This is a genomic window from Bradyrhizobium oligotrophicum, from assembly GCF_051168495.1.
Lineage (GTDB): Bacteria > Pseudomonadota > Alphaproteobacteria > Rhizobiales > Xanthobacteraceae > Bradyrhizobium > Bradyrhizobium oligotrophicum_A.
In genome coordinates this window covers 199,875-223,522 of record NZ_JBNPVB010000004.1, presented here as the reverse complement: position 1 = coordinate 223,522, position 23,648 = coordinate 199,875, and the positions used below count along the sequence as shown (strand labels likewise).

The 23,648-nt window shown below is 65.2% G+C and carries 18 protein-coding genes; 7 read left to right on the top strand and 11 right to left on the bottom strand.

What is annotated here, in order from left to right:
- Positions 1-98 precede the first annotated feature (98 nt).
- A complete protein-coding gene (locus ACQR1B_RS10345) occupies positions 99-2,315 on the bottom strand; it encodes a putative bifunctional diguanylate cyclase/phosphodiesterase (RefSeq protein ID WP_434831034.1) in 2,217 nt (738 codons plus the stop codon).
- 10 nt (positions 2,316-2,325) lie between these two features.
- Positions 2,326-3,465: an FIST signal transduction protein gene (locus tag ACQR1B_RS10340; RefSeq protein WP_434831035.1), complete on the bottom strand. Its 1,140-nt coding sequence runs from the start codon at positions 3,463-3,465 to the stop codon at positions 2,326-2,328.
- A 686-nt stretch (positions 3,466-4,151) separates the two neighbouring features.
- On the opposite strand from ACQR1B_RS10340, the gene ACQR1B_RS10335 reads away from it, so the two are divergent.
- Positions 4,152-6,131, top strand: a complete 1,980-nt coding sequence (locus tag ACQR1B_RS10335; protein ID WP_434831036.1) for an acyltransferase family protein — start codon at positions 4,152-4,154, stop codon at positions 6,129-6,131.
- Here ACQR1B_RS10335 and ACQR1B_RS10330 read toward each other — a convergent pair.
- Positions 6,069-7,319 carry a NupC/NupG family nucleoside CNT transporter gene (locus ACQR1B_RS10330; RefSeq protein WP_434831037.1) on the bottom strand — a complete coding sequence of 417 codons (1,251 nt, stop codon included), beginning with the start codon at positions 7,317-7,319 and terminating at the stop codon, positions 6,069-6,071. The two genes, ACQR1B_RS10335 and ACQR1B_RS10330, sit on opposite strands and share 63 nt — an antisense overlap.
- A gap of 118 nt (positions 7,320-7,437) precedes the next feature.
- On the opposite strand from ACQR1B_RS10330, the gene ACQR1B_RS10325 reads away from it, so the two are divergent.
- Entirely contained in the window at positions 7,438-8,664 is a 1,227-nt protein-coding gene (locus ACQR1B_RS10325) for an MFS transporter (RefSeq protein ID WP_434831038.1), read from the top strand.
- 24 nt (positions 8,665-8,688) lie between these two features.
- Here ACQR1B_RS10325 and ACQR1B_RS10320 read toward each other — a convergent pair whose 3' ends face one another.
- From ACQR1B_RS10320 to ACQR1B_RS10295, 6 genes are all read right to left on the bottom strand, one after another.
- Positions 8,689-10,041: a glycosyltransferase family 87 protein gene (locus tag ACQR1B_RS10320; RefSeq protein WP_434831039.1), complete on the bottom strand. Its 1,353-nt coding sequence runs from the start codon at positions 10,039-10,041 to the stop codon at positions 8,689-8,691.
- A 223-nt stretch (positions 10,042-10,264) separates the two neighbouring features.
- The gene (locus ACQR1B_RS10315; RefSeq protein WP_434831040.1) at positions 10,265-11,020 is read right to left on the bottom strand and encodes an SDR family oxidoreductase; all 756 of its coding nucleotides are present in this window, start codon (positions 11,018-11,020) and stop codon (positions 10,265-10,267) included.
- Between the two features lie 35 nt (positions 11,021-11,055).
- Positions 11,056-11,814, bottom strand: a complete 759-nt coding sequence (locus tag ACQR1B_RS10310; protein ID WP_434831041.1) for a peptidase — start codon at positions 11,812-11,814, stop codon at positions 11,056-11,058.
- Positions 11,815-11,904: 90 nt separating this feature from the next.
- Positions 11,905-12,753: a transglutaminase family protein gene (locus ACQR1B_RS10305; RefSeq protein ID WP_434831042.1), complete on the bottom strand. Its 849-nt coding sequence runs from the start codon at positions 12,751-12,753 to the stop codon at positions 11,905-11,907.
- 146 nt (positions 12,754-12,899) lie between these two features.
- A complete protein-coding gene (locus ACQR1B_RS10300) occupies positions 12,900-13,844 on the bottom strand; it encodes an alpha-E domain-containing protein (protein ID WP_434831043.1) in 945 nt (314 codons plus the stop codon).
- A gap of 340 nt (positions 13,845-14,184) precedes the next feature.
- Entirely contained in the window at positions 14,185-15,603 is a 1,419-nt protein-coding gene (locus ACQR1B_RS10295; protein ID WP_434831044.1) for a circularly permuted type 2 ATP-grasp protein, read from the bottom strand.
- A gap of 230 nt (positions 15,604-15,833) precedes the next feature.
- Here ACQR1B_RS10295 and ACQR1B_RS10290 point away from each other — a divergent pair, with 230 nt between their 5' ends.
- From ACQR1B_RS10290 to ACQR1B_RS10280, 3 genes are all read left to right on the top strand, one after another.
- Positions 15,834-16,571 carry a competence/damage-inducible protein A gene (locus ACQR1B_RS10290; RefSeq protein WP_434831045.1) on the top strand — a complete coding sequence of 246 codons (738 nt, stop codon included), beginning with the start codon at positions 15,834-15,836 and terminating at the stop codon, positions 16,569-16,571.
- Positions 16,572-16,608: 37 nt separating this feature from the next.
- Positions 16,609-17,130, top strand: coding sequence for a xanthine phosphoribosyltransferase (gpt, locus tag ACQR1B_RS10285; RefSeq protein ID WP_434831046.1), 522 nt, complete (start codon positions 16,609-16,611; stop codon positions 17,128-17,130).
- A gap of 105 nt (positions 17,131-17,235) precedes the next feature.
- Positions 17,236-17,862: a hypothetical protein gene (locus tag ACQR1B_RS10280; RefSeq protein WP_434831047.1), complete on the top strand. Its 627-nt coding sequence runs from the start codon at positions 17,236-17,238 to the stop codon at positions 17,860-17,862.
- A gap of 123 nt (positions 17,863-17,985) precedes the next feature.
- On the opposite strand, the gene ACQR1B_RS10275 is transcribed toward ACQR1B_RS10280, so the two are convergent.
- On the bottom strand, positions 17,986-21,120 hold the full coding sequence (locus ACQR1B_RS10275) for an autotransporter outer membrane beta-barrel domain-containing protein (protein ID WP_434831048.1): 3,135 nt from the start codon (positions 21,118-21,120) through the stop codon (positions 17,986-17,988).
- On the opposite strand from ACQR1B_RS10275, the gene ACQR1B_RS10270 reads away from it, so the two are divergent.
- Positions 21,119-21,265: a hypothetical protein gene (locus ACQR1B_RS10270; RefSeq protein WP_434831049.1), complete on the top strand. Its 147-nt coding sequence runs from the start codon at positions 21,119-21,121 to the stop codon at positions 21,263-21,265. The two genes, ACQR1B_RS10275 and ACQR1B_RS10270, sit on opposite strands and share 2 nt — an antisense overlap.
- Positions 21,266-21,666: 401 nt before the next feature.
- Here ACQR1B_RS10270 and ACQR1B_RS10265 read toward each other — a convergent pair whose 3' ends face one another.
- A complete protein-coding gene (locus tag ACQR1B_RS10265) occupies positions 21,667-22,689 on the bottom strand; it encodes a methionine synthase (protein ID WP_434831050.1) in 1,023 nt (340 codons plus the stop codon).
- Positions 22,690-22,820: 131 nt separating this feature from the next.
- On the opposite strand from ACQR1B_RS10265, the gene ACQR1B_RS10260 reads away from it, so the two are divergent.
- Positions 22,821-23,528, top strand: coding sequence for a glutathione binding-like protein (locus ACQR1B_RS10260; RefSeq protein ID WP_434831051.1), 708 nt, complete (start codon positions 22,821-22,823; stop codon positions 23,526-23,528).
- Positions 23,529-23,648 lie beyond the last annotated feature (120 nt).

Below are 23,648 nucleotides of genomic sequence, written 5' to 3'. Positions count from 1 at the left end.
CCGCGATTCACTCAACCCTCGAACCGGAGTTGGGGGAAGCGTTGGCGCCACGGTGTCTGGCGCGATCTGCCGAAGGACAGCCATTGAGCTTCCCGGCCTCAGGAGGCCAGAGCAGTCTGGATGAGGATCCGGCTGGCAGGTGCAGGACGACCAAAAATGAAGCCTTGGCCAATATCGCAGTTGCAATCGCGGATGACCGAGATGTCTTCGACGTCTTCAACGCCTTCAGCGACCGTCTCCAGGCCAAGCCCCTGGCCGAGTGCGACCATGCCAGCGAAGAGCTTTCGAGCGCGCGCGCTGCGCGAGATCCCGGCGACGAAACGCCGGTCGATCTTGAGTCTGTCGAATGGCAATTGGCGCAAATATTCCAACGACGAATAGCCTGCGCCGAAATCGTCGAGAGCGAGAATGACGCCGAGCCGCTTCAACGCCTCGAGCACGGCCCGCACTTGACCGCCCGAATTGTCCGCCAGAAGCGTTTCTGTCAGTTCCAGGCAGAGCAAGCCCGGAGGCAGGCGCGTCTCCGCGAGGATCTGTGTCACATCTCGGGCGAAGTCGGTGTGGCAGACCTGCGCCGCGGATACATTGACCGATATTCCCCGGGGAGCCTGTCCTGCATCGAGCCATTGCCGCCCCTGCAACGCGGCGTGCTTCAAAATCCAAAGTCCAAGATCGCAGATCAATTGTGAGCGTTCGGCGATCGGGATGAACACATTTGGCGGGATACTGCCAAGCTCCCGATGCTCCCAACGCATGAGCGCTTCAAATCCGACTACCTGCCCGGTCCTCATTCCGATCAGCGGCTGATAGTGCACGGACAGGCCCATATCGTTGGAGACCGCCTTCCTCAGCTCGCGATCAATAACTATCTTCTGCTGAACCTCCTGGCTCATGCCGGGCTCGAAAGTCTTGAACTGATTCCGGCCTTCTGCCTTGGCGCGATACAGCGCAAGGTCGGCGTTGCGTTGCAAGTCGGTCAGTGTGCTTCCGTCGCGGGGAATGATCGCGACGCCAACGCTGCCTCCAATATTGGCTTCGCCGCCCTCGAGGGTGATGGACCCGCAAAGGGTAGCGACAAGACGGCTTGCGAGCCGTTCGACCTCCGCTACATCGTCGATGTGGCTTACGATGATTGCAAATTCGTCGCCGCCGATGCGCGCAAAGAAGCAGTCTCGGCCAAGCAGGCGCGATATGAGAGCCGTCACCTTGCAGAGAAGCTCGTCGCCGGATGCGTGACCGAGCGTATCATTGACATCCTTGAAGTGATCAAGGTCCATCAGCAACAAGGCAGCCTGGGAGCCGCCTGCGAGGACGCGTCCAATCGTATCGTGGATTTCACGATGGAAAAGCGCCCGGTTTGCCAACCCGGTCAGAGGGTCGTGAAAAGCGAGCCTCTCCAGAGCCCGCTCGGCTCGCTTTCGTTCCGAAATGTCCTGAAATGTGCCGGAAAAGCCCACGATTTCGTCGCGATTGTTCACGACCGGCTTGCATGTCATGATCACATCCACGAGCAGGCCATCGGCGCGAACGGCCTCGATGTCGCAACTCACGACCTGGCGGGTCCGGATGACCTCGGCTTGGGCTGCCGCCAATCGGGCCGGACCGCTGCCGGAAAGCAGTTGTGCGAGCGGCAGGTCGCTCGTCCCGGCGTCATATCCAAGAAGCTCATAGAGTTGCGCGGAAACCCTTGGGTATTTGTCGCAGAGGTCGTGACTCCAATCGCCGATTTTGCCTAGTCGTTGCGACTCCAGGAGCTGCTCCGAGCGTAGCCGCAGCACCTGCTCTCGTTTTTTAAGGTCGGTAATGTCGATGCTCACGCCAATCCTGCCGCCGTCCGCAGTCCTGCGTTCCTGCATTCTCATCCAGCGTCCGTCGCGGAGTTCGTGCACTGCACTGTACGAGTCGCTCGCGATGCTCGAGAGGCGCTCTGCGAGCCAGGCCTCTTCGCGCCCGGTTGCGTCGTTGAAGTGCCCGCGCGCGACGCTTGCGCGTATCGCGTCGACAAAGCTCGCACCAATGACGATCTTGTCACGGACCGTGTCATGCAAATCGAGATACCGGTCGTTGAACAGGACATACTGGCCTCGCGCATTGACGAGCATGAGGCCTGCCGGCACCACATTGAACGCCTCGATCAATAGCGCGTTGGCCTGCTGCAATTCACCGACCATGAGTGTGATCGATCGGTCGGTGCGACGGCGATCTTTTTCCGCCTCCTCGTAGGCCGTACTGACGAGCGCGGCAAGCAGGTCGAGATCGACGTCACCGGACGCGGTTGTCGCCTTGACCAGTTGTCGCTTGAACAGTTTGTGCATCTTCCGGTCCCTATACCGCGACTTCGCCAATCGTCGTGATTGTCATGGTCTGATTGTGAAGCTCGCGGACGCCAGACAAGGCGTGAGGCGAAATCTCACCATAGGAGTAGAAGCCGACACTTCGAAAATCATGGCCGAGTTCCGAGGCGACGGCTTCGAGCTCGTCCGAGGTATGTTGTCCCATCAGAAGATGACGGCCAACGCAGCTCACGAGGAGCGCGAGGCCTCCGCAGTCGATACCTCGGCGGGCTTGGCGGGCCGCTTCGGCCGCACCTGCAGCAAGGCGATCCATGTTTCCCCGCATCAAACGGGCAAGCCAGCCTTCGGGAACATTGCCGGCGAAGGTGACGGATCGCGTCTTGCGGTCGACCGCCAATATCGTCCGGACGATGCAATGCGCGGCATTTGTCGGGTTCTGAATCTGAAGCGGAAATAGCAGGCCTGTGCCCGGCAGACCTGCGGCTTCCTCGGCCAGATATCGCTCGTAAAGGTCGAGAGCCGGCTCCGTATCGAGCTCGAGCAACACGTTGCTGGTTGCCCGCGTAATCCGCCGCCAGGGGCCGAACACGTCCCAGCCGCCAGCGCTGCCATGGCCGATGCGGACCGCGTCGCCGTAAAAGCCGATCGCAGCAACTTGATGGGCTTGCGGAGGCCCGTTTGCGCCGACCAGCGTTTCCTGAAAGGAGGCACCATCTCCGGCGAGCCCACCCGTCAAGACCACATGAGGCTCGACTTCCTCGCTGATGCCACGGATCAACTCGCTGCCATTCACGTTGAGCCCGTCGGACAAGACGAACACGCCGGCCAGGTCAGCAGCCCGAAGTGCTGCGCCAACGTTACGACCGCATGATCTCGAGTGCGTCATGGACGGAACCTCGGCATGACTGAGCCGGACGGTCGTCTTGGCAAACTTCAGACCGACGCAGGCGATTTGATCGTCGTCGATCAGCTCGTAGTCCTGGATTTGACTGGCGGTTGAGCAGCCCACGATGATGGATCGGGGAAAAGCGGTGGCCAATCGAGAAAACACGTTGCACGAAGCGAGTGCTTTCCGGGCGCCAAAGTACAGCACGATATCAGGCTGACCATCGAGAGGCTCGTCAAGCTGAAGTCCGTGCTGCGGCGCGAAGGATATTTTTGCGACATGCATCGGGTTACCGCCTCGTAGTAGCGATCGACAAGACCGCGCGAATTACAAACGCCCGGTGAGAATTGCGTCACAAACGTCGCAAATGTGGAGTTAAGACAATGGTGGGCTGCGACGTGCCAAATCGCTTTTTGGCATCGCACGACAGGCATCCGGGGTTACCGTTGCAGATGAGTACTTGATGCCAGGTTTATCGGTCTGATGTGGCAGCGGATAACGTACGTCTCAATGCGGCGCGACGAGCCAAATCGCGAGATTGCGGAGGAGGCCGTCTACGTAGTTGCCGCAGCGAAGACGACAGTGCATCGAACCGGATCGGAAGCGGTAAATCACTTGATGACATCGCGGCCGGTACGACCGGCAGCAAGTGTGTCACTGTCCCGCGATGGGTCGGAGATATGATGGTCCGCAACATCTGGCCGATGGCCATGCCGTCCGGAAGGACGGAAAATTACGGGTCGGAACCGGGGGGCACATCACCGGCCGACTTCAAAACGGTCGAAATCCTGGCCGACAATAATTAGACATCAATGGGCGGTTCACTTAGCCCTCGAACCAGTTGGGGGAATCGTTCGGGCCCGGTGCTCGGGCACCGCAAGGCCGGTTGCTTGAAACGGGCGGCAGAGCAGGTGCTGCTGCCCGTTCGCTGCAGGCGAGCATGAATCCTCCCCGTTTGGGAGGAATGCCGGGTGATACCCACGCATCGCGAGGACATCGATTGGCTGCGCGCCATCGCGGTGCTGGCCGTCACAGGGTTTCATTTCGAGGCGCCGGGGATCTTCGGCGGCTTCGTCGGCGTCGACATCTTCTTCGTCATCTCCGGCTATCTGATCACCGGCATCATCACGGCCGAGATCGCGACAGGGCGTTTCTCGTTCGCGCGCTTCTACGAGCGCCGGGTGCGGCGGCTGCTGCCGGCGCTTTATGGGATGGTGGCGCTGACGGCAGTTCCGGCGTCGTGGGACATGCTGAGCTCGGAGCGCGCCGCGTTTTTCCGCGCCGTAGCCGCGGTCGTCACCTTCACCTCGAACGTCTTCTTCTGGCAGCAGTCCGGCTATTTCGACCACGCCGCGGTGGAGAAGCCGCTGCTGCACACCTGGTCGCTCGCCGTCGAGGAGCAGTTCTATCTCGTGCTGCCGGTCGTGGTCTGGGCGGCGCTGCGGATCGCGCACGGCAGGTTGGCGCTGCCGCTCACGTTGGCGCTGCTCGCTGCGGGCTCGTTCGTCCTCGGTCTGGTGCTGATGCGCAATGGCGCGTCCGCGGCTGCGTTCTTCCTCAGTCCGCCGCGCGCCTGGGAATTCCTGCTCGGCAGCCTCGTGGCCGCGTCAAGCCTCCCGCAGCCGCGGCCCGGCGTGGCGCAGCGATCGGCGCGCGCGCTGGGGCTGGTGCTGATGGCGGTCCCGATCCTGTCGTTGCGTCCTGGACCAGGCTTTCCCGGCGTCAATGCGCTCGCGCCGTGCCTCGGCGCGGCGCTGTTCCTGTGGAGCGGGACCGGCGTTGCCAATGTCCCGCGCAGCCGGCTGTCGCCGCTCAATGTCGCGGCGTTCTTCGGCCGCATCTCCTATTCGCTCTATCTCTGGCACTGGCCGCTGTTTGCCTTTGCGCGCTTCGCCAAGCCTGGCCTTGTGCTCGACGGCTGGGAGCGAGCGGCGCTGTTCGTGGTGACGGTCGCGGTCGCCGCGCTATCCTGGCGCCTGGTCGAGCAGCCGTTCCGCAACCGTCAGCTCGTGGCCACCCCATGCGCCGCCTTCGGTCTCGCAGCCGCGGCAAGCCTGCTGCTGCTCGCCGGCAGCGCGGTCGGCGTGCTGCGCGCCAGCGCAGTGTCGGACGCCGATCGCGCGGCGCAGCAATTGGATGCCTACAACGACTACGACATGAAGCCGGTCTATCGCTACGGCACCTGCTTCACGACGCCGGACGGACGCGTCCCTGAGGACTGCCTGCGTCCGGTGGCGGGCAAAACCAACGTCCTGCTGTGGGGCGACAGTTTTGCCGCGCACTACTATCATGGCCTCGAGGCCCAGCTCGATCCGGACATGGTCAACATCATGCAGGCGAGCCAGCCCACCTGCATGCCGACGTTCAGCGCGGAGACGCAGGGCGTTGCAGCCTGCCGTGCCTTCGCAGGCCAGATGCGCGACACGCTTGCGCAGATGCGGCCGGATCTCGTGGTGATGTCGGCGGACTGGCTCGAGGATGCGCGACCGCCGCGTTTCGCAGGCATGGTGCGCGACCTCGAGCAGACGCTGCAGCGCCTGAATGAGGCCGGCATCGCCGTGGTGCTGCTCGGTCCGTCCCTGCAGTTCAGGGCGAGGCTGCCGTCGATGCTGGCGCGCGCCAGGCTGCGCGGCGTGACGCCGGACCCGGCTGCGTTCGTTCGCTCGGACATATTTGCGCTCGACGCCGCGATGCAGGCGGCGCTGCCGACGACCAAGGGGTTTTCCTACGTCTCGATCCTGTCCGCGGTCTGTCAGGACGGCGCGTGTCCCTTGACCGCCGGCGAGGTGCCGCTGTCGTTCGATCACGCTCATCTAACGGCCGAGGGCTCGGTGCATGTGATGGCGAAGGTCGCGCCGCTCATCCTGCCGCGCGTTACGCCGTTGAGCTCACGTCAGGACGCCGACGATCGCGCCCATCAGGCAGGTGGTGAGGGTGCCCGAGACGATTGATTTGAGGCCGAGCGCGTTGATCTCGTCGCGGCGCGTCGGCGCCATCGTGCCGAGGCCGCCGATCATGATGCCGAGGCTGGCGAAGTTGGCGAAGCCGCACATCGCGTAGAGCATGATCAGCCGTGCGCGCGGGTCGAGCGCCGTGGCATCGAGCTTCGCCAGCTCGACATAGGCGATCAGCTCGTTCAGCACCGTCTTGGTGCCCATCAGGCTCCCTGCCGTGACCGCCTCCGACCACGGCAGGCCCATCAGCCAGCACACCGGCGCCATGACGAGGCCGAGCAGCCGCTGCAGCGAGATGGCGGCGCCGCCGATCGCCGGCAGCAGCGACAGGATCGCATTGGCGAGATGCACCAGCGCGACCAGCACCAGCAGCAGGGCGACGATGTTCATCAGGAGTTCGAGCCCGGCGCTGGTGCCTTTGACGATGGCGTCCATCGTCGATGAGGCCTGCGTGTCGGGATCGCCGAGCGCGCCGCCGGTGAGCTGCTTCGAGGTCTCCGGCACCATGATCAGGCTGATCAGGATCGCCGCCGGCGCGCCGAGCACCGAGGCGATGACGAAATGCGCCGCGGCATCGGGAATCAGCGGAGCAAGAAGCGTCGCGTACAGCACCAGCACGGTGCCGGCGATGCCGGCCATGCCGCCGGTCATCACCAGAAACAACTCGCTGCGCGTCATCTGCGCCAGATAGGGGCGGATGAACAGCGGCGCCTCGACCATGCCGAGGAAGACGTTGGCGGCGGTGGACAGGCCGACGGCGCCGCCGACGCCGAGCGTGCGCTCCAGCAGCCAGGCGAGCCCGCGCACCAGCGGCGGCAGCACCCGCCAGTAGAACAGCAAGGTCGTCAGCACGCTCATCACAAGCACGATCGGCAGCGCCTGGAAGGCGAGCACGAAATCGGCGCCGGGCGCCTTGAGGTCGAAGGGCAGGGCGCCGCCGCCGACATAGCCGAACACGAACGCGGTGCCGGCGCGCGAGGCTGCCGAGATCGCGCCCACCGCGTCGTTGATGGCGCCGAAGGCGCGGGCCACGGTGGGCACCTTGAGCAGGACGGCTGCCGTGAGGATCGTCACCACCAGCCCCAGCCCGGCCTGTTTCAACGACACGGCCCGCCGGTTCTCGCCGAGCGCCCAGGCCAGCGCGAGCAGCGCCACGATCCCGAACGCCGATTGCAGCTGCAGCATCAGACCCCCCGAACCCCGTTTCATTATGAGCGCAGGCCGCAGCCGCACGCAATGCCGTGCGGCCATGCGAGGGGCTGCAATTGACAAGCGGGTGAGCCTGCGTCACGCAGGCGCCATCATGTCCTCCACCGTCCCGATCGGCGCGCGCGATCTCTTGAAGCAAAGCGCGTTCCTGTTCTTCCTGTCGTCCCGCAGCCTGTCACGCTTCGCGAGCCAGATCGCAGCGGTCGCGATCGGCTGGCAGATCTACGATCTCACCGGGCGCGCCTTCGATCTCGGCATGGTCGGGCTGATCCAGTTCCTGCCGACGGCCTTGCTCGTATTCGCAGCCGGCAGCGCCGCCGACCGCTTTCAGCGCAAGCGTGTCGTGCAGCTCTGCCAGTTCGCCGAGGCGATGACCGCGCTCTATCTGTGCTGGGGCGCCTATGCCGGGCAGCTCGGCGAATGGCAGCTGTTCGCGGCGGTCTTCGTGCTCGGCATTGCCGGTGCGTTCGAGAGCCCGGCCACAGCCGCGCTGCTGCCGCTGATCGCGCCATCCGGCACCTTGCAGCGGGCGAGCGCATTGTCGAGCGGCTCGGCGCAGCTCGCGACCATCGCCGGTCCCGCCATCGGCGGCTTTGCCTATGCCGTCGCGCCGGGTCTGCCCTATGGCATCATGATGCTGTTCTGGATCGCCGGAATGGTGCTGACCGGCCTGATGCAGGTGCCGGACGACGTGGCGGCCGAGCGGCTCGACGGCAGCAATGCCGATCTGTTCGCCGGGGTCCGCTTCATCCGCGCCAATCCCGCGATCCTCGGCACCATCTCGCTCGACCTGTTCGCGGTGCTGTTCGGCGGCGTCACCGCGCTGCTGCCGATCTATGCGCGCGACATTCTCGACACCGGACCGTTCGGGCTCGGCGTGCTCCGCGCCGCGCCCGCGGTCGGCGCGCTGGCGATGACCGCGGTGCTGGCGCGCTACACGATCACCCGCCGCGTGGGCTTGCGCATGTTCCAGGCGGTGATCGTGTTCGGCGCGGCGACCGTCGTGTTTGCCGTCTCGCACGTGATGTGGATCTCGGTCCTGGCGCTCGCCATTCTCGGCGCCGCCGACACCGTCAGCGTCGTCATCCGCTTCTCGCTGGTACAGCTCGCGACGCCCAACGAGATGCGCGGCCGTGTCGGCGCGGTGAATTTCCTGTTCATCAACGCCTCCAACCAGCTCGGTCAGTTCGAGAGCGGCGTCACAGCCGCCTTGTTCGGCGCGATGCCGGCTGCGGTGCTCGGCGGCCTCGGCACGATCGCGATCGCTCTGGCGTGGATGAAGCTGTTTCCGAGTCTGCGCAAGGTGGAGCGGCTGGAGTAGGCATTTTGGAGCCCGTCTGTTGGGCTACGAGGGACCATCAGCAGCGCCGACGAGCACGGCGCCCTCCGCGGGCACTCGTACGGCTCGTGAGTGCCCGCTGGTCGTTTCGCTCATTCTGGCCACGGCGGTCTGCCGTGTCGGTGCGAACAGCCGCCAGCCGATGAAGATGGCGAAGGCGGGGGCGATCAGGCCGGGGCCGGGCATCTGGACATAGCCGAACAGCAGCTGCAGCGCCGGCAGCCAGAACGTGAGCTGCGCAAGCCTGCGGCCGGTGCCGTCGAGCGCGCCCGATGCGACCAGCGCCACGGCCGCACAGGTCAGCGGCAGAACGTCGTAGATCCCGAAATAGGGCGAGGCCGAGACGGTGCAGGCCAGGAAGAAGACCCTGAGCACGGCCGGATCGGCATCGCGGCGATAGCGAAACACCGCGAAAACGCCCGCCGCAGCCAAGAGCGCTGCGATGGTCTGAAGCGCTTCGGCGATGGCGTCACCGAGCAGGCCGCGCAGGTTCATGAAGATCGAAGCGTGGAAGGGCACGGCGATGCCGCTTGGATCGCGCAGCACCTCGTTCATGGTCGGGAGGCCTTTGGCGACATAGTCGTGCCAGCTCTGCAGCCCGCCGATGGCCACGCTGACCGCAATCAGGACGAGGGTGGTCAGGGTCGCCCAGGCGATCACGCGCCACTGGCTGGCGGCGACCAGCATGACCGGCAACAGCACGCCGAGCTGCGGCTTGATCGTGAGCAGGCCGATCAGGATGCCGGCGAGCGCAGGCCGCCGGCTCGGCCAAGCGAGGGCCCCGAACAGCGCCGCCGTGGTCAAAAACGAGCTCTGGCCCGAGAGCAGGCACATCAGCCCAGCCGGTGAGATCGCGACGATCAGCAGCACGCGGGAATCGGCAAACGCCCGGCGGCAGCCGAGATGGAAGGCGAGCAGGCCGATCGCGAACCAGCAGGCGAGCGCCGGCAGGTAGGGCAGCAGTCCGAACGGCGCCATCACGGCCAGCGCGTTGGGCGGGTTGGGCACGTTCTGGCCTGGGTAATCCGAGCCGAGCAGCGCCGAAAGTGCGTCGTTGTAGACGGCAATGTCGTAGAAGCGGGAGGGATCGGGCGTGAACGCTGCGCGTCCGTACATCCAGAAGTTGAGGAAATCGCGACCGACGACGAGCGTCGTGGCGTCACGCGGGAACGGCCCCGACCATTGCGTGGTCCAGACGTAGGTCAGCAGGGTCAGGATGAACAGCAGCGCGCCCATCAGCAGAAGGCCCTGCAGCATCTCGCGATCGGCGTCGTTGGTCACCGTGGGGATACGCCGCGCGAGCCATTGCCTGATGTGTTCGAGGGAACGAGGGCAGCGGAGCGACGGCGAGCGGGGCATGGCGTCTCCGGTTCGTGCCGCTGCGGCTGCAGCCGACCTTTGCTCGGAGAGGTAGAAAAATCGTATTAAGATACCATTGATGCGGGCGGTAAAATTGCGCCGCAGGCCGTGATTTTACGGGAGGCGCAGAGTCCGGACGCGCGCGAGCGGCCGGGCTCCCCCACGGAGCGCGTATGTCCCGGGAGTATCGCTTGCGCTCATCCGGGCGACACCACGGGATCGACTATCCGCGTCCCACGAACGGCATCTTCGTCGCCATGACCGTGATGAACAGGACGTTGGCGTCGAGCGGCAGCGAGGCCATGTAGGCGACGGCGTCGCCGACCGCCTTCACGTCCATGCGCGGCTCCGGCATCATGCGGCCGTCCGGCTGCAAGACGCCGCCGACCATGCGCTCGGTCATCGGCGTTTCGGCATTGCCGATGTCGACCTGGCCGACCGCGATGTCATAGGCGCGGCCGTCGAGGTTCGACGCCTTGGTGAGACCGGTGATCGCGTGCTTGGTCGAGGTGTAGGGCGAGGAGAATGGGCGAGGCGCATGCGCGGAGATCGAGCCGTTGTTGATGATGCGGCCGCCGCGCGGCGACTGGTCCTTCATGATGCGGAAGGCGTGCTGCGTGCACAGGAACGGCGCGGTGAGATTGGTTGCGACCACCTGCTGCCATTGCTGCAGCGTCAGCTCCTCGAGCGGCAGGGGCGGCGCGCCCATGCCGGCATTGTTGAACAGCACGTCGAGGCGGCCATAGGTCGACTTGACGGTGTCGAACAGCGCAGCGATCGAGGCAGGGTCGGTCATATCGGCCGAGACCGGCAGGCTCATGCCGGACGGGCCGAGTTTCGCCGTCTCTTCCAGCATCTCCTTGCGGCGTCCGGCCAGCACCACGGTGAAGCCCGCGTTCATCAGCGCCAACGATGCGGCGCGTCCGACACCCGTGCCTGCGCCCGTCACCAGCGCGATCTTCTTTGCCGCTTCAGCCATGTTTCCTCACCTTCAGTTTTGCGCGTTCCGCAGTTTCAGTGTTTTGATTCGCTTTGAGTCTTATAGGGCGGCCGCGGAATGTTGTTATGAGCCGCGCGCAGGGCCGCCGACCAGCGCGAGCGGAGATCGTGGAAATAGGGCTCACCGGCCTCAATGCGGTGGTTGAGATCGGCCTCGCAGGCCTCCGCGCGCACCACCAGCACGTCGATCGGCATGCCGACGCCGAGGTTCGAGCGCATGGTCGAATCCATCGAGATCAGACCCGTTTTCAGAGCATCATAGAGCTCGACGTCGTAATGCATGGCGCGATCGAGCACCGGCTTGCCGTATTTGTGCTCGCCGATCTGCAAATAGGGCGTGTCGGTGGTGCATTCGATGAAATTGCCGGCGGTGTAGACCATGAACAACCGCATCCGCGAGCCCTTGATCTGGCCCCCGAACAGGAACGAGACGTCGAACGAGATGTCCTCCGCCTTCAGCGCCGGACCTTCGGTGGCGTGCACCATGCGGATCGCCCTGCCGATGCGCTGCGCCGCCTGGAACATGGTCGGCGCATTCATCAGCGTTTCGACATCGCCGGTCTCGGGGTCTTCCATGCCTTCGGTCAGGGTCGACAGCACGGACTGGCTGACGGCGAGATTGCCGGCGCTCGCGATCGCCAGGATGCGTTCGCCCGGGTTGGAGAAGATGTGCAGCTTGCGGAAGGTCGAGACGTTGTCGAGACCAGCGTTGGTTCGGGTGTCCGCGATCATGACGAGGCCGTCACGCACCAGAATTCCGCAGCAATAGGTCATCGTCGTTCCCTCGGGCCAGAGCGCGAATTAGTAGCGAAATTCGGCCGCTCGTCCAACCCTGCATCCGGGCCACGGCACTCGTTCCGGAATTCAGGACTGGCGCTGCGACTGCGATTGCGACTGGCCGCCGCGGCCGACCTGCTCGACCTTGACGTTCACGGTCAGCGTCTCCTGACCGCCGCCATAGCGCGTGCCGCGCACCGGCGCCGCGCCGAGATAGTCGAGCCCGAGCGCCACGCGCACATGCGCATCGGTGGTGCAGATGCAATTGGCGGCGTCGAAGCCGACCCAGCCGAGATCGGGAATATGGGCCTCGGCCCAGGCGTGACCGGCCTCCTGATGCACCGCACCATCGGAGCGCAAGAAATGGCCGGACACGAAGCGGGCCGGGATGCCGCCGGCGCGCGCGCAGGCGATGAAGATGTGCGCGTAATCCTGGCAGACGCCGCGCCGTAGACCGAAGGCCTCGGCGGCCGGGGTGCCGCTGTGGGTCGGAGTCTCGTCGAAAGTCATGTGCTCGTAGATCTGCGTCATCAGCGTGTGCAGGTAGCCGAGCACGTCGCTTTCCGACTCCGTGCGCAGATCGCGTACGATCGCGGCCATGGCCGGGTTGGCGGCCGTGAGCGGGGTCTGCCGCAGGAAGAAGCCGGGCGGAAACCGCTCGTCGGATCCCTTCAGCACGCCGCCGGTGTCGTGGGTCTCGACCAGCCCTTCGGCCGTGATCGTGAGATCCTCGAGCGCGCCATGGGTGATGACGTGGGTGACGTTGCCGAAGGCGTCCTCATGCATGTCGAGCCGTGAATCGGTCGACACGTCGATCTGCCATCCCGCGACATACTGGCCGTCATGGCTGCCGGGCGTCATGCGGATGATCTGGATGACGCCGGTCGCCGCCGGTTCGTAGCGGTAGGTGGTGGAATGAGAGATACGCAGGCGCATGGTGGTCGATCGGTGTTGTGGGGTTGCTTACCGCGGTAGCTCGTTTCACCGCCCCCCGAAAGGGCAGGCCGGCCTTCGGCTGGATCGACGGCCGACTCGGGGCGCCGGGAGTGGTCTTGCGGCCACAGTTCCGGCCGCGCGGACCGTCAGATCAGATATTGCTTGGTGATGATCTCTCCCAGCCGCGAATTGTCGGAAATGAACTCCTGGATGAACTCGTGCACGCCGCGCTGGAAGATGTCGTCCATGTTGGAGTGCTCCAGCCGGTTGCGCACGCCGCGGGCATGACGCTGCGACGGCCCCTGGCGGCCGTAGGCCACGCCGATCTGGTCGAGATTGCGGACGAGATTGCCGTAGCAGCTCGCCAATGAGCGCGGCAGCGTGTCGTTGAGGATCAGGAGGTCGGCGATCAACCACGGCTTGAGCGTCTCGCGATAGACCCAGTGATAGGCCGTCAGCGCCGACACCGAGCGCAGGATCGAGGTCCATTGATAGTAGTCGAGCGGGCCGCCGACATGCTCCTCCTCGGGCAGCAGCACGTGATACTTCACGTCGAGAATCCGCGCGGTGTTGTCGGCGCGCTCCAGATGCAGGCCGAGCCGCGAGAACCAATAGGCGTCGTTGCGCAGCATGGTGCGGTAGGCCGAGCCGTCGAAGCGCAGCGAGGTCTCCTGCACGAAGCGCAGGAAGCGCGCCAGCTCCTCGCGGCTCTTGGTGCCCTTGCTCCACACCTCCTGCACCTCGATCCAGGAGCCGTTGATGGTGTCCCACATCTCCGACGTCAGTGCGGTGCGCACCGAGCGGGCGTTGAGGCGGGCGGCCTCGATGCAGTTTCTGATCGAGGACGGATTGGACGGGTTGAACGAGAGATATTCGACGACGCTCTGTTCGTTGGCCTCGGAATAGGCCTCGTAGAAGCTGGCGCTGACGCCGGCGGTCATCAGCGCCGATTCCCACTCGTTGGTCTTGCCGATATAGGCCGCGGGAAGGGCGGTGACGCGCAAGGTCGCGTCGATGGTGCGGGCGAGATACTCGGCGCGCTCGACGTAGCGGGCCAGCCAGTACAGGTTTTCGGCGGTGCGCGACAGCATGGGCGGTTACGATCGGCTGCTTGGCATGTGATGCGTGGTGGGACGGAGCGGAAGTTGTCTGCGCGCCGAGGCAGGTGTGTAACCACTGAGAGAATAGATCCGCTCTTTGGTCCTGCTCATTCGAGCCAGCGTCCTCGCTGCGCGAGCGGTGTACCCTCTCCCCTTGTGGGAGAGGGTGGCTTCGCGAAGCGAAGCCGGGTGAGGGGTCTCTCTCCGCGCTTGCGTATGCCGAGAGAACCCCTCACCCGGCGCCGAGCTGGCGCTCGTCGCCACCCTCTCCCACAAGGGGAGAGGGTGCACCGCCGCTGTGGAAAGATGTGCACTCTCGCTGGAACGAACCCTATTCATCCAGCACCCATGTGTCCTTGGTGCCGCCGCCCTGGCTGGAATTCACCACCAGCGAGCCTTCCTTGAGCGCGACGCGGGTGAGGCCGCCGGGCACGATGGTGGTGCGGTCGCGCCCGGTGAGCACGAACGGTCTGAGATCGACGTGGCGCGGCGCCAGGCCCGAGGTGACGCAGGTCGGGCAGGTCGACAGCGCCAAGGTCGGCTGCGCGATGAAACCCTCGGGCTCGCGCTTCAGCTTGTCGCGGAACGCCTCGATGGTGGCCTTGGTTGCGGCCGGGCCGATCAGCATGCCGTAGCCGCCGGAGCCGTGCACCTCCTTGACGACGAGATCGCCGAGATGGTCGAGCACGTAGGACAGGTCCTGCGGCTCGCGGCAGCGCCAGGTCTGCACGTTCTTCAGGATCGGCTCTTCGTCCAGATAGAACTTCACGACGTCGGGCATGTAGGAATAGATCGCCTTGTCGTCGGCGATGCCGGTGCCGACCGCGTTGGCGAGCGTGACGTTGCCGGCCATATAGGCCGACATCAGGCCGGGGACGCCGAGCGCCGAATCGGGCCGGAAGGTGAGGGGGTCGAGGAAGTCGTCGTCGACGCGGCGGTAGATCACGTCGACCCGCTTCAGCCCCTCAGTGGTGCGCATGAACACCTCGTCGTTCTTGACGATGAGGTCGCGGCCCTCGACCAGCTCGATGCCGAGCTTGTCGGCCAGGAAGGAATGCTCGTAATAGGCGGAATTGTAGATGCCGGGCGTCATCAGCGCCACCGTCGGCTCGGCCGAGGCGCCGAGCGGCGCCACCGAGCGCAAGCACGACAGCAACTCGTCCGGATAGCGCTCGACCGGAGCGACGCGGTGGCGCGCGAACAGGTCCGGAAACAGCCGCATCATGATCTCGCGGTTTTCCAGCATGTAGGACACGCCCGAGGGCGTGCGCGCGTTGTCTTCCAGCACGATGAAGTCGTTGGCGTCGACGCGGACGACGTCGATGCCGGCGATGTGCACATAGACGTCGTGCGGCACGTCCTGGCCATTCATCTCCGGGCGGAACACCGGGTTCTGAAAGATCAGGTCATCCGGGACGACGTTGGCGCGCAGGATATCGCGGCCGTGATAGATATCGCGGAGGAACATGTTCAGCGCCTTGACGCGCTGCTTCAGGCCCTTTTCCAGCAAGGTCCATTCCTTGCCCGACAGGATGCGCGGGATGACGTCGAACGGGATCAGCCGCTCCTGCGCCTCCGCCTCGCCATAGACGGCGAAGGTGATGCCGATTCGCCGGAACAGCAGCTCCGCCTCGTGGCGGCGATATTCCAGCGCTTCCGGCGGCGTTTCCTTCAGCCACCGCGACAGCTCCTGATAAGCCTGACGGACGTCGCCGCCCGGCTCGTTCATCTCGTCGAACGCAACTGCCATAGATGCCCGCGTGTCCCCACCCTCGTCATTACACTGTATGACTCTGCATGATGGTAGCAAGGCCCGGGCCAGCGCGATATGCATTCCTCGTTGGCATTTCGTGGGGGCTGCGGAAGCGCTGCCTGAAAAACCGGCTGCACCATGCTCAAATCCGCGGCATAAGCTGTGACGTTCCGGATGACATTGGCGCCGGTCCGGGCCAAAACAGACGGGAGATGCGAGGAGAAACCATGAGCGACATCGTCACCGCGGGGTTGCTGGTCATCGGCGACGAGATCCTGTCCGGCCGGACCAAGGACAAGAACATCGGCTTCATCGCCGAATATCTGACCAATCTCGGCATCGACCTCAAGGAGGTGCGGGTGGTCTCGGACGACGAGCCCGACATCATCGCGGCGCTGGACGCGCTGCGGCACCGCTACACCTATGTGTTCACGACCGGCGGCATCGGCCCGACCCATGACGACATCACGGCAGACGCCATCGCCAAGGCGTTCGGCGTCGGCATCGATCACCATCCCGAGGTGGTGGCGCGCTTCCGGGAGCGCTGGAGCGAGCAGGAGCTCAACGAGGCGCGGCTGCGCATGGCGCGTATCCCCGATGGCGCGGAGCTGATCCAGAGCGCCACCATCCTGGCGCCCGGCTTCAAGCTCGGCAACGTCATCGTCATGGCCGGCGTGCCCTCGATCATGCAGGCGATGATGGACATCGTCGCGCCGAAACTGAAATCCGGCGTTCGCATGCTGTCGGAGACTGTGCGCGCCAACGCCCGCGAGGGTGATATCGGCGGCCCCCTGCGCGAGATCGCCAAAGTGCATCCCGACACCATCATCGGCAGCTATCCGTTCACCGACGAGGATCAGAAGCCGAATACGCACCTCGTGGTGCGCTCGCGCGACCAGGACAAGCTGTCGGCGGCGATGGCTGCGGTGAAGGAGATGCTCGCCGGGCTGCAGCTGACGCGCTAAAGCTGGTTGGCTTTCGAGAACTCACGGACGAGATGAGATGCCAGACAAGACTTTGAGTGCCGAGGAGCGCGCGGGCCGGGCCTTCCCGGTGTCCTGGGACCAGTTTCACAGGGATTGCCGGGCGCTGACCTGGCGGCTGAACGAGATCGGTCCGTTTCATGCGGTGGTGGCCATCACCCGTGGCGGGCTGGTGCCGGCGGCGATCGTGGCGCGCGAACTCGGCGTGCGCGTCATCGATACCATCTGCATCGCGAGCTACGACCATACCAAGCAGGGCGAGCTCCAGGTCCTCAAGGGGATCTCGAACGACACCGCCCAGCTCGGCGGCGGCACCGGCAAGGGGCTCTTGATCGTCGACGACCTCGTCGACACCGGCAAGACCGGACGCATGGTGCGCGAGCTGCTCCCCGATGCCCATTTCGCCACCGTCTACGCCAAGCCGAAGGGCCGGCCGCTGGTCGACACCTTCATCACCGAGGTGTCGCAGGACACCTGGATCTTCTTCCCCTGGGACACCGCGCTGTCGTTCGCCCCGCCGCTGCGCGACGGCGCGGCGTGATGAGGGGGCGAATAGGAAGTAGGGAATAGGGAATTCGGGTGGCCGCACCATTCGCTATTCGCCATTCACTATTCGCCTGCTCCCCAGCCGCAGGCGGAGGAGCCCATGCCCCTGCAGAACCGCGTCATGCCGACCGGCGACATCGTCGCCACGCCGCATCGCGGGCTGTTCACCGGCAATCGCGGCATCATCCATGATCCCGAGACGAAGACGCTGCTGAGGAAGCGCTGGTCGAGTCCCGCCTGGCTCGTATGTGTGTGCGAGTTACGCGGCCGCCGCCGCGAGGTGATGGCGACGCGGAGCTGGACCGAGCTGTTCTTCCTCGACGAGGCCACGGCGCTCGCCGCCGGCCATCGGCCCTGCTTCTATTGCCGCCGTGATGATGCCGAGAAGTTTCGGGCGGCGTGGGAACGCGGCAACGGCCTCAGCGGCCTGCGTGCCGCCGACATCGACCGGACGCTGCACGGCGAGCGGCTCGAACGCGGCAAGAAGCGGCTGCATCCGCTGCCGCTGCCGATGACCGCGCTGCCCGACGGCGTGATGCTGCAGTCCGGCGAGGAGAGCCTGTTGGTCGTGCAGGGCAGGGCACTGCCATGGTCATTCGCCGGCTACGGCGAGCCGCGCGAGGCCATCAGCCAGGTGTTGCTGCTGACGCCGCCCTCCACTCTGCGCGCCCTGCAAGCCGGCTTTCGTCCCGCGCTCCATCCCAGCGCCCACGTCGCGTCCAGATGAGCGAAAGCAACATCCGCGGTCTCCGACAGAGCACGTGAGACCCGCATGTCGCCAGCGCCGCCGCGCGTCCCACGCGCCGGCCCTTGCTCGTGCGGGCTAGGAGGCTTCAAGGGAACCCGCGCATCACCACGCGTAGCGCACGATGCCCTTGCCGGCGTAACTGCGGGTCACGTCCGAGAACTCGCCCTCGAAGCTCGCGGCGGCCGACCAGCCGTTCTTCCACTTCATTTCGGCGGAGACCGTGGTCAGCGCCGAATTGTGTGCCTGCCGCGCGCCGTTGACGACGAAGGATGCACCGGGCAGCGTCTGGAACGTGGCCCCGACCGACCGGCTGGGACTGAAGTCATAGGCCCAGGCGAAGCGGCTGCGCAGCGTGAAAATGCCGTCGGACACTGCATAGGCCTTGTCGGTGCGAACGCCGAGCTCCGACCGCGTATCGGTCACGCTCTGCGATCCGTACCGCAGTGCGAAGGTATTGGCGCCGGCGACCGCGCTTTCGGCATAGCCCGGCAGGCTGAAGGTGGTGAATTGCGCCGCCGCGTAGGGCGTGATCCCAAAACCCATCCACGGCGAGACGAAGCGATAGCCGCCTTCGAGCCGGCCGGAGAAGGTGTTGGCATCGAAACTGGCGCGGAGCTGGTCGACGCCGGCCACCGTCACCGTGCGGTTGGTGGTGACGTGCTGCCAGCCATATGCCAGCGCAGCCGTGATATAGGCCGCGCCGACATTGTGCCGCACGAAGCCGCCGGCCTGGAACAGGTCGGACCGGCCGCTGCCGCCATTGGCGACGCTGAACGTGGTGCCGCCGCCGGCCAGCGAGAAGCCGGCGATCGTGAACGGCGAGAAGCGATAATCCGCGCCGACGGCCGTGCCGTAGACGTTGCTGGTCGTGTTGTTCGATCCGAGCGCATTGTTGCCGTCGGTGCTCTGCGAGCCGCCGAAGCCGGCCGCCCACACGCTCCAGCTCGGCCGGGCCACGGGCATGGCCGGCGCCTTGTTGTAGATCGCAGCCAGCGCGTCGTTCGGATTGCGCTTGGCCGCATAAGCGAGCGTCTCCTCCGCGTAGCCGATCGCGCCGCCGGGCGCCGGTCCCTGTTCGCCGCGGCCGGTGATGAACGGGTCGGTCATCACGCCCATGAACTGCGTCATCGCATTGAACGTCGTCTGCTGGGAGCCGGTCGCGGTCTCGCCCGAAATCTGCGTCAGTCCCGTGGGTGTCAAACCGGTGAAGACGACCGGAATGCTGCCGTTCGTGTTGAAGTAGTTGCTGAGCGCGTTGCTGACGTTACGCTGGTTGACGTTCGCGGACGGCGACGTGTTCATCACGAGATCGATGAAGACGTCGTTGGCGCCATAGCTCAACGTTGAGCTGAAGCCGGTGGGAAGATTGGTGTTGGTCAGGCCGCCGAACGTGCCGCTGACGCCGCCGGTGGCGGTCAGAATGGTGTATTTCTTCGCGATGTAGCTGCCGTTTGCGTAGGTCGCGGTGACGGCCGCGCCACCGAGCGTCGCTGTGCCCGTGACCGCTGCGAAGGAGGCTGTGGTCGGATTCACCTGCACCAGATATTGCGCGCCCGACTGGAACGCGAGATTGCCGTTGATGGCCATGGACGATGCGGGTGTGCCGTTGCCGGGCGTGAACGTGCCCGAGATCGTCGCGTTGGCGCCGCTGACAGTGCCGTCGCCGCTCAGCGTGCCGAACGTCTTGTTGAAGCCGTTGAGATCCAGCGTGGCGCCGGAGAGAACGCTGAACACCGTGCTGGCACCGAATGCGTTCGCCGTGCCCGCGCGCAGCGTGCCGCCTTCGACGTTGGTCGCGCCGGTGTAGGTGTTGGTGCCCGAGAGCAGCAGGATGCCGCCGCCCGCCTTCACCAGGGTGCCGGCGGAGGCGCCGTTGCCGACAATGCCTTGCAATGTGGTCGTGGTCGTGCTGGCAATGTTGAGGGTCGACAACCCGGCAATCTTGAAGTCGCGGCCGTTGGCGAACGTCGTCGTGCCGGTGACCGCCAATGTGCCGCCGTTGGAAATGATCACGTCGTTGGCGAGGTTGCCGAGATTGGCGGTGGCGCCGACCGAGACCGTGCCCGAGGTGATGTTGACGTTGCCGGTGAACGTATTGGTCGCCGACAGCACCAGCGTGCCGGTGCCGGTCTTGTTGATCGCCGTGTTGACGCCGCCCGTCGTCAGCCCGGTGCCGCCGATGGTGTCGCCATAGGTCACGGTGCCGCCGGACACGCCGATATTGGCCGTCACGCCGCTCAGGAAGATGCCGGCTCCCTGCGCGGCGCCGGCCGCTGCTGAAAACCCATTGATGGCGCTCGGTCCGATGCCGATGCCCGGGGTGCCGGCAGCACCACCGGTAACGGTATTGCCCGAGATCGGCGAGTCGAGAATCGTGAGCGTGCCGCCGGTGGCGACGTAGATGGCGCCGCCATTGCCGGCGCCGCCATTGCCGCCGGCGCCGCCGTCGGAGCCGGGTCCGGGACCGCCCGAGCCGCTGGCGTTGGTGGCGCCGTCGCCGCCGGTGCCGCCGTTGCCACCATTGGCGTTGCCGCTGCCGCCGGGATTGTTGTTGGTGTAGGTGGTGCTGTTGGTGGTGCCGGAGCCGCCGCCGCCACCGCCGCCGTCACCGAGCGCGGCGCCCGCGGTGCCGGCCGTGCCTTGCGTGCCGGTATGTCCGCCGGTGCCGCCCGCGCCGCCGCCGCCGCTGGCGCCGCCATTGTTCGCCGCACCGCCGGTGCCGCCATTGCCGCCGTTCACGGGGTCAGCCGCCGCGTTCTGCGCACTGCCGCCATTGCCGCCAGTGCCGCCGGTGGCACTGTTGGTGGTGAAGGTCACCAATGCGAGCGTGACATTGGCGCCGCTGCCGACAAACAGGCCGCCGCCGGCGCCGAGACCGCCGCCACCGCCGCCGCCCGAGCCATACGCCAAGCCGCCACTATAATAGCCGTTTTGACCGTTCGTGCCATTGCCGCCGATCGCCGCCGTGTTGGCGATCGACAGGCTGGAGATGTTGACGGTCGGCGCATTGGCGCCGCTGACCTGGATGCCCTGGAACGACGAGCCGCCATCGATGGTCTGACCGTTGCCGGTGATGTTGACCGTGACGTTGCTGTTGGCGGCCTGGAGCTGCGCGAGCGAGCTCGACAGCGTGAAGCCGCTGGTGATGTTGATGGTGACGGTGGAACCGGCGCCTGCCGCCGCCACCGCCGCCACTGCAGTATTCCAATCCGCCTGGTTGGCGACGTCGATCGCCATGGCCTGGGTGCTGAGGAAAGTGCTCGCGCAGAGGATCGATAGAGCAAGCCAGCGTCGCGATTTCGGTTTCTTCGGCGCAGCAACGATCGTTCTCGCAAAGCAAGCCATCGAAATCCCCGGCAATGAAGGCAAACGTCAGAATTGAAACTGATACAGGCGGCGGAATCTCACCGCGTTAACAAGTTGTAACGAGATGAAATGCTCGGACACATCTTGTCAAGAACACGAAAGATACAGCGCTCCGCTCAACGCGACCGTCGGGTAATTAGCTACCAATATGGCAGAATTTAATCGCGGCCCGATGCCGACCTGTTAGTCGCGACCAGCTCCAAACTAACAATAACGTGCATATGAAGAGAGCGCTCTCGCATTGCAACGCCGCTGCTGATTCATCCGTAGTTTTACCGGTTCTCGCGCGCGCGCTGTCAGCCTGAGAGAGGCCGGCCGATGTCGCCGAGACCGGCCGGGAATTGCTTGCATCACCGGCAACGCGAGCGTGACGATGGTCACAGGCGTCCGTCGGCATCGGCCGTCAGTCGCGGCCGCTCATGCGAACCTTTGCCGCGCCAGCTTCGCGCCGGTGCCGAGCGCCATCAGCTTGGCCTCGGCGACCTCGCGCCGCATCGGCGCCATGCCGCAATTGGTCGTGGCGATGATGTTCTCCTTCGGCACCACCTTCATGACGTCCTCGAGGGTCTTGCAGACGTCTTCGGCGGTCTCGATCTCGTCGCTGGCGACGTCGATGACGCCGGCCTGCACGATCTTGTTCTTCAACAGGCCGAGCAGTTCGATCGGCACCTTCGAATTGCGGCATTCGACCGCGACCTGCTGAATGGAGCTGGCATCGATGACCGGGAAGGTCTCCTCATACTGGCGCCACTCGCCGCCCAGCGTCTCCTTCCAGTCGGTGTTGGCCTTGATGCCGTAGCCGTAGCAGATGTGGACCGCCGTCGGGCAGGTCAGCCCCTCGGCGGCGCGCTCCAGCGCCTTGATGCCCCAGTCACGCACTTCGTCCATGTAGACGTTGAAGGCGGGCTCGTCGAACTGGATCATGTCGATGCCGTCGTCGTGCAGCGCCTTGGCTTCCTGGTTCAAAAGTTCTGCAAAGGCGAATGCCATCTTGACGCGGTCGCCGTAGTAGTTGTCGGCGATGGTGTCGATAATCGTCATCGGGCCGGGCAGGGTGAACTTCACGGCGCGCGTGGTGTGCGTGCGCGCGATGCGCGCCTCGTCGCCATGGACGCGGCCCTTCAGCGACAAGGGGGCCACCACCTGCGGCACCATCGCCTTGTAGCGGTCCTTGCGGATGCCCATCTCGACCTTGTGGGCGAAGTCGATGCCTTCCACGCGCTCGAGGAAGCCGTGCACGAAATGCTGCCGCGACTGCTCGCCCTCGGTGAGGATGTCGATGCCGCAATCCTCTTGCAGCTTCAGCGCCAGGATGGTCGCGTCGCGCTTGGCCCGCGCCAGTTCCTCGCCCTTCGACTTCCACGGCGCCCACAGCACGTTCGGCTCGGCCAGCCATTCCGGCTTCGGCAGCGAGCCTGCGATGGTCGATGGAAACAGCATGGTCGAACTCTCCGTCGGGCATGTGAAGCGGTCAGGCTTGAGCGCCTGTCTGCCATGGCTTACCCTTCAGGTACAGAAGAACGAAGCCCGCATTGCGTTCCGCAACGCGGCAAAATGGTCCGGGGAAGGGAATGATCGATCTCCATTACGCTCCGACGCCGAATGGTTGGAAGATCTCGATCATGCTCGAGGAACTCGGACTGCCCTATACCGTCATTCCCGTCGACATCCGCGCCGGCGACCAGTTCAAGCCCGAGTTTCTCGCGATCAGCCCCAACAACCGGATTCCGGCGATCGTCGATCATGCGCCGGCCGATGGTGGCGCGCCGTTTCCGGTGTTCGAGACCGGCGCCATCCTGATCTATCTCGCCGACAAGACCGGCCGCTTTCTCCCCTCGGAGAGCCGTTCGCGCTCGTGCGTGATCCAATGGGTGATGTGGCAGATGGCGGGGCTCGGGCCGATGATGGGCCAGCACGGCCATTTCGCGCTCTATGCCGCGGCAAAAATCCCGTATGCGATCCAGCGCTACCGCGACGAGGTCGCACGGCTGTTCCATGTGCTCGACGTGCAGCTCGGCAAGACCGGCGCCTATGTGGCCGGCGACGACTACACGATCGCCGACATTGCCTGCTTTCCGTGGGTGATGACGCACAAGGCGCAGGGTTTTACGCTCGGCGACTATCCCAATATCAAGCGCTGGTACGCGACGTTGCGCGCGCGGCCGAAGCTGCAGGCGGGGCTCGCGATCGGCACGTTCGTCAAGGAGCCGTTCAACGAGCACACGCGCCACGTGATGTTCGGCGGACAGGTGAAGGAGATGATCGGACGAGGCTCATAAGAAGCCCTCATGGTGAGGAGCGCCGCAGGCGCGTCTCGAGCCATGAGGCCACCGCACAGGCCTCATCCTTCGAGACGCGCGCAAGGCGCGCTCCTCAGGATGAGGGGCGATACCAACAGG

Excerpts from the sequence above, each read along its gene's own strand:
- ACQR1B_RS10325 (WP_434831038.1), top strand. The coding sequence starts at position 7,438 with ATGTCCTCCACCGTCCCGATCGGCGCGCGCGATCTCTTGAAGCAAAGC.
- ACQR1B_RS10275 (WP_434831048.1), bottom strand. The coding sequence starts at position 21,120 with ATGGCGATCGACGTCGCCAACCAGGCGGATTGGAATACTGCAGTGGCG.
- ACQR1B_RS10310 (WP_434831041.1), bottom strand. The coding sequence starts at position 11,814 with ATGACCTATTGCTGCGGAATTCTGGTGCGTGACGGCCTCGTCATGATC.
- ACQR1B_RS10315 (WP_434831040.1), bottom strand. The coding sequence starts at position 11,020 with ATGGCTGAAGCGGCAAAGAAGATCGCGCTGGTGACGGGCGCAGGCACG.
- ACQR1B_RS10295 (WP_434831044.1), bottom strand. The coding sequence starts at position 15,603 with ATGGCAGTTGCGTTCGACGAGATGAACGAGCCGGGCGGCGACGTCCGT.
- ACQR1B_RS10300 (WP_434831043.1), bottom strand. The coding sequence starts at position 13,844 with ATGCTGTCGCGCACCGCCGAAAACCTGTACTGGCTGGCCCGCTACGTC.
- ACQR1B_RS10340 (WP_434831035.1), bottom strand. The coding sequence starts at position 3,465 with ATGCATGTCGCAAAAATATCCTTCGCGCCGCAGCACGGACTTCAGCTT.
- ACQR1B_RS10345 (WP_434831034.1), bottom strand. The coding sequence starts at position 2,315 with ATGCACAAACTGTTCAAGCGACAACTGGTCAAGGCGACAACCGCGTCC.
- ACQR1B_RS10330 (WP_434831037.1), bottom strand. The coding sequence starts at position 7,319 with ATGCTGCAGCTGCAATCGGCGTTCGGGATCGTGGCGCTGCTCGCGCTG.
- gpt (WP_434831046.1), top strand. The coding sequence starts at position 16,609 with ATGCCAGACAAGACTTTGAGTGCCGAGGAGCGCGCGGGCCGGGCCTTC.
- ACQR1B_RS10305 (WP_434831042.1), bottom strand. The coding sequence starts at position 12,753 with ATGCGCCTGCGTATCTCTCATTCCACCACCTACCGCTACGAACCGGCG.
- ACQR1B_RS10280 (WP_434831047.1), top strand. The coding sequence starts at position 17,236 with ATGCCCCTGCAGAACCGCGTCATGCCGACCGGCGACATCGTCGCCACG.
- ACQR1B_RS10270 (WP_434831049.1), top strand. The coding sequence starts at position 21,119 with ATGGCCTGGGTGCTGAGGAAAGTGCTCGCGCAGAGGATCGATAGAGCA.
- ACQR1B_RS10290 (WP_434831045.1), top strand. The coding sequence starts at position 15,834 with ATGAGCGACATCGTCACCGCGGGGTTGCTGGTCATCGGCGACGAGATC.
- ACQR1B_RS10265 (WP_434831050.1), bottom strand. The coding sequence starts at position 22,689 with ATGCTGTTTCCATCGACCATCGCAGGCTCGCTGCCGAAGCCGGAATGG.
- ACQR1B_RS10320 (WP_434831039.1), bottom strand. The coding sequence starts at position 10,041 with ATGCCCCGCTCGCCGTCGCTCCGCTGCCCTCGTTCCCTCGAACACATC.
- ACQR1B_RS10260 (WP_434831051.1), top strand. The coding sequence starts at position 22,821 with ATGATCGATCTCCATTACGCTCCGACGCCGAATGGTTGGAAGATCTCG.